The sequence below is a fragment of the Bradyrhizobium sp. NBAIM03 genome (genome assembly GCF_020194055.1).
Classification (GTDB): domain Bacteria; phylum Pseudomonadota; class Alphaproteobacteria; order Rhizobiales; family Xanthobacteraceae; genus Bradyrhizobium; species Bradyrhizobium yuanmingense.
Window position 1 is genome coordinate 1 of record NZ_JADYVS010000065.1, and the last position, 4,639, is coordinate 4,639.

Genomic DNA, 4,639 nt, shown 5'->3' on the forward strand with positions numbered 1-4,639 from the left:
TGAGCCCATCATCGGACACCTGAAGGCCGAAGGGCACCTCGGCCGGTGCTATCTCAAAGGCCGCGCCGGCGATGCCGCCAACGTCGTCCTCTCAGCTGTCGGCCACAACTTCCGCCGCATCCTTGCCTGGTTCAGAGAACTTTTGTGCCTGTTGCTGGTCTCGCTCGGGCACACGCTCAACTGTCCAGCTCAGCTCAATCCGACTTCTTAACGGCCGACTAAACGAGCGTCTCGCGCCGCCAACTCGGTGGCCAGCCATATCACAAACAAAGCTTGTGACCTTTAGCCCCCAGAGGGTCGGGTGGCACTCATCCCTCACCCCCTAGAAGATCGCGTATGCGTGCAGCGATCCGCCGCGCGTCCTTCGGCCTAAGGTTAGGCTTCACACTATCGAGTATGCCCAACACTGCCTGAGCCTCCTCTGCATCAGATGTCGCGACTTGGCGATCTGCCAGGCTCAAAGACTGATCGGCCGCGCGGGCCTGATTGGCTGCAAGCACCTCAAGCGCTTGCGACCGTAGGGCTGTGATGTGCCGCTCGAAAATGTGCATTCCGTTGGCCCGGTTTAACCTGGTGGGTACGGGTCGCGCCCATATACCCACTCGCTTCTGAATCTATTGTCGTGGCTTTGGACCAGAACCTGCGCGTCGTTTCCTGCCTGCCCCTGCTCGTGGGCGTTTTTCACTGCGACACCGATGGCCTCTTGCTCAGTGGCATAGGGGCCGGAGTACACATCCTTGAGCGAAACCGCCCATTGGCCCTTGTAGCGCGTGACGAAGTATTGAACGCCAGCCATAAAGCCTTTCTCCGGCATCGCCTCTATGATCGTTGGTCCGGATGATCTTTGCAAACCTGACGCGGTCGCCTCAACTACCGGAGTTGGTGGCCGCCTCGTAGCGTCGCTAAACGCGGGGTGGGCGACATTCAAGTCGACGATCTCGTTACCTGGGTGTCTCACCGGCCCGCACGTTAATCCACGTGTCGAACGCGTCCTTGGAGCAACCACAATAGGCGGCCCGCGTCGGCCTTAGTGGGGCCCCGAGGCGCGATCTGATCGGCGCGTAGTATCTGCTCCGAACGTCTCAGCTCTGCGGGCGAAGGTTTGTCACGCTGATGATCACCGTCCATTTGGACCTATGGTAGAAGTTAGCGGCAACGTGACTCGGCGCCCGCTTAGAGAAAAAGCGCTGTCCCCTACCACGCGCCGCTAACTTCAACATGGCCAGCCTCAAGCGCCTGAAGCTGACGGCGGAAAGTATCGTCCGGAAAGCCCGTGGCACAACTACCAGGACTGGTCGTCGCCAGGCGCTTGGGCGATCAGTCTCGGCGATCTTCGAGTTCGAGACGTTGCGAATGACTTCCATTTTAGTTCCCCTACAGGCTTCTTAGTGAAACCCCGCAGAGACTGATGGAAGCCTCCGCTGGCGGCGGGAGGCTAAGAACCTGTAGAGGACAGGCGCGCTTATTCGTGCTGTTTCCAGCCTTATTTCGCGGCCCTCCCGCCATAGCGGAACGTCGAACGGAAAGCCGGACACAAAAAAGCGCCGTTCGAAGCTCGGCGCTGTGGGCGCCTTTAATGGGGTTCTTAGGCCCCGCGCAATCTATCGACTGCGCAACCATACAATGCACAACCGCGCCGTTTCTGTCAACGCCAAATCCGCTTTAAGTCACTGATTTCAGGGGCGTTTTGTAAGGTGGCATTCCTTACATAGACTGAACCACCTTGTTAGGGGGTGAAGACTACGCCCATTGATAAATCGATGTCTGTGGAAAGCAGCGCGGATGCGACTCGGCGCCCATATCGACCAGGGGGTCTTGGATAGGGGGCGCTGCCTGCCGCATCCGCACTTCCGGGAAGGTTGGCGACGAACGTGACTCGGCGCATTCCACCTGGAATGGAGCAAGCAGGGAAGGCGCTGTCCCTATCACGTGCCGCAAATCCCGGTAGTGGATTCTAGCAAGGCGCCGCCAAGCAATCGCCTACCGGGATTGGTGGGCATGCAGAAACGATCAGAGCGCCGCGAACTGTGCGCTGATCTCCCCATATCTCCGCTTCAGTTGCCGCAACCTCTGAAGGCCAAGCGCCCTCTCAAGCATCGGCTCGCCGCAGCATTTCATCACGACCCGAATGGCGCGAGCCGGAATGTCCTGCCGTCGTGAAGCCGCCCACGCTAGGAACGGCAACACGACTTCGGGCAGCTCATCCGTCAAGCGCAGAACGTTGATGGCATCGCCCCCACATTGCCTCAGCTTCGCGATCGCGTGTGCGAGGACATCGGGAGTATCAGGCTCGACGGCCGCAGTGCGCGGTGCGAACTGTAGCTTTACGACGCCCATGTCACTCTACGCCCCTGCCGAGCCGAACGACCTTGACTTCGATACGCGCAACGCTGTCAGACTTGATGTCTGTTACCTCGAAGGCTTCACCCGTGCGAATGAGCGTGATGCGATAGCCTTGCAGCAACGGCCATGGCAGCGCCTTGTGATCGAAGGTGAAGATGGGGACGCTTGTGGTTATGAGCGGGCTCAGCGAATGGCCGCGCGCATGCACCTTGTTATCGCCCATCACCACAGTCTCAGGCTTCGCCATGAAGACAGCGGTCACAGTCACAGCCCTGTCAGGCTGAGGCTCTCCGGGGAAGTTAGTTAACCACAACTGGCTCACCCATATTGTCGTCAATGGCTACGCTGACACGCTGCATGCCCGCGCGCCACGTTTGTGGGAATAGCATCGTCATTCTTGTGATCCTGTCGGCGGCCCTTGTGTGGACTTAACCGAATTGTCGCCAGGCCCCTGCATTCCCGTGCCGAGCTGGCCGTTGAGTTGAACGCGTGAAGCCGCTTCGGCCCGAGCCACGACGGCTTGCAGGTAAGCGGACGGCTCGACGGTGACCGTGATGTTCTGATGCATCTCAGCCTCGCCGGAGGCGCGGATGTCGAGTCGATCTATCCGACCACCAAAGACAAGTCCCGCTTGCTCTATCGGTACCTTGACCGTCTCATCCCACGGCAAGTCGCCGCCTATTAGCGTCTCCTGGCCAAACGGGACTTCGCTCCAGCTCCTTGTATCCGCCCGGGTCGGATCGTCGCAGGCAAGACCTTTGGTCGTGCGGCGAGCGGCTTCCTTCACGGTATGTTGCCAGAGGATAGCTGGTGGCACCGAGCGCTGTAGCGGCCAGGACGCCAGAACCTTGCTGGACGCTGCCTCAATGGCGGCCTCGATCTCGTGGGCGTTTGCGCGCGCGAAGCCCGGCCTTGGCTCAAGCCGTGTTATCGCGCCGGCAATGAGCTCGTGTACCGATTCGCCAAAAGCTATCGGATCAAGCTGGAGCGGCTCGCCCTCCAGGCGGATGGAGCGCCATCCCAGCGCATAGCGCCAGACGTAGCCGAGCGGGTCCCGCAGGAGCCTCTGAAGCGACGTCGTCGATTGGGTCCGGGCAAGAGCGGCTAGGATCGCGGGATGGTCGGATGCGACCAAGCCGTCGTGGCGTGCCAGCACTGCTGGCTCTGACGGACATGCTCGAGCGCTCCCGCATCGCGCGGCCGCGCCAGAAGCCGGTCTGCTTCGCTGAACGCGTGTTCGGGAATACGGTCACGCTTGTGGACCACCTCGTTCGCGGGATAGAGCGAGCTTGGCGATAGGATGCTGCCCTTACTGGCTCGCCGAAAGCCGGCCGGAGGAATGGCTGCTGATCGAATGGCCGGAGGGCGAGAAAGCACCCACCAAATATTGGTTCTCGACGCTTCCGGCGAACATTGGATTCCGTCAGCTGGTCGACACCGCCAAGCTGCGCTGGCGCATTGAGCGCGACTACCACGAACTCAAACAGGAGATTGGCCTTGGCCACTTCGAGGGGCGAGGCTGGCGCGGCTTCCACCATCACGCAACGCTGTGCATCGCGGCCTACGGATTCCTGGTCTCCGAGCGGGAGACGCTTCCCCCCTCAGCAACAGGTTCCGCCGGGCTTTTCAAAGAAATTACAATTCCCGAAACTTATCGCCCGAGGGGGTCCGCCATTGCGGCCTGAACGGCACGTTCCAAATTCGATCGCGACCGTTCGGCGAGGATTGAGTGTCGCTCTCGCGTCCACACTATCTCGATGCCCTTGTTGCATCAGGGCAGTCTCAAGTCAAAGTAGTTATCGAATTTTGTGACGCAGTAAGACTAAGGCAGATTGCGCAAAAGGTTGAGAGTAAGAGTGCGGCTGGTTTCTTTCCGTGACGGGTTACAAGCTGCGAGAGAGGCTCGTGGCGCCCGTCGCGGAGAACCGGGATGTCAAGCCCTGCTGTTCACGCGTGCGCCGGCCAGGACCGCGCGAACCTCTATAACGAGATCACCGACAAAATCATTGCTGAGCTTGAGGCAGGCCGCGTGCCCCGGGTCCAGCCTTGGGGCACTGCCGCGGCAAGGGCACCCTTAGTCGGCCGTTAAGAAGTCGGATTGAGCTGAGCTGGACAGTTGAGCGTGTGCCCGAGCGAGACCAGCAACAGGCACAAAAGTTCTCTGAACCGGGCAAGGATGCGGCGGAAGTTGTGGCCGACAGCTGAGAGGACGACGTTGGCGGCATCGCCGGCGCGGCCTTTGAGATAGCACCGGCCGAGGTGCCCTTCGGCCTTCAGGTGTCCGATGATGGGCTCA

4 protein-coding genes and 4 pseudogenes are annotated in these 4,639 nt (G+C 60.4%); 3 read left to right on the forward strand and 5 right to left on the reverse strand.

What is annotated here, in order from left to right; genetic code table 11:
- Window positions 1-211 (forward strand): annotated as a pseudogene (locus I6F21_RS37210) (IS5/IS1182 family transposase); the annotation flags it as partial.
- Between the two features lie 354 nt (window positions 212-565).
- On the opposite strand, the gene I6F21_RS37215 reads toward I6F21_RS37210, so the two are convergent.
- From I6F21_RS37215 to I6F21_RS37230, 4 genes are all read right to left on the reverse strand, one after another.
- The gene (locus tag I6F21_RS37215) at window positions 566-814 is read right to left on the reverse strand and encodes a DUF2188 domain-containing protein (protein WP_225184329.1); all 249 of its coding nucleotides are present in this window, start codon (window positions 812-814) and stop codon (window positions 566-568) included.
- Between the two features lie 1,196 nt (window positions 815-2,010).
- On the reverse strand, window positions 2,011-2,337 hold the full coding sequence (locus tag I6F21_RS37220; protein WP_225184330.1) for a hypothetical protein: 327 nt from the start codon (window positions 2,335-2,337) through the stop codon (window positions 2,011-2,013).
- A 1-nt stretch (window position 2,338) separates the two neighbouring features.
- Complete coding sequence (locus tag I6F21_RS37225) at window positions 2,339-2,605, reverse strand: hypothetical protein (protein ID WP_225184331.1); 267 nt, start codon at window positions 2,603-2,605, stop codon at window positions 2,339-2,341.
- A 129-nt stretch (window positions 2,606-2,734) separates the two neighbouring features.
- Window positions 2,735-3,499, reverse strand: coding sequence for a PD-(D/E)XK nuclease family protein (locus I6F21_RS37230; RefSeq protein ID WP_225184332.1), 765 nt, complete (start codon window positions 3,497-3,499; stop codon window positions 2,735-2,737).
- 163 nt (window positions 3,500-3,662) lie between these two features.
- Between I6F21_RS37230 and I6F21_RS37235 the strand changes: the two are divergent.
- Window positions 3,663-4,028, forward strand: a pseudogene (locus I6F21_RS37235) (transposase); the annotation flags it as partial.
- Between the two features lie 245 nt (window positions 4,029-4,273).
- Window positions 4,274-4,417 (forward strand): annotated as a pseudogene (locus tag I6F21_RS37240) (ArdC-like ssDNA-binding domain-containing protein); the annotation flags it as partial.
- A gap of 11 nt (window positions 4,418-4,428) precedes the next feature.
- On the opposite strand, the pseudogene I6F21_RS37245 reads toward I6F21_RS37240, so the two are convergent.
- Window positions 4,429-4,639: pseudogene (locus I6F21_RS37245) on the reverse strand (IS5/IS1182 family transposase); the annotation flags it as partial.

Excerpts from the sequence above, each read along its gene's own strand:
- I6F21_RS37215 (WP_225184329.1), bottom strand. The coding sequence starts at position 814 with ATGCCGGAGAAAGGCTTTATGGCTGGCGTTCAATACTTCGTCACGCGC.
- I6F21_RS37220 (WP_225184330.1), bottom strand. The coding sequence starts at position 2,337 with ATGGGCGTCGTAAAGCTACAGTTCGCACCGCGCACTGCGGCCGTCGAG.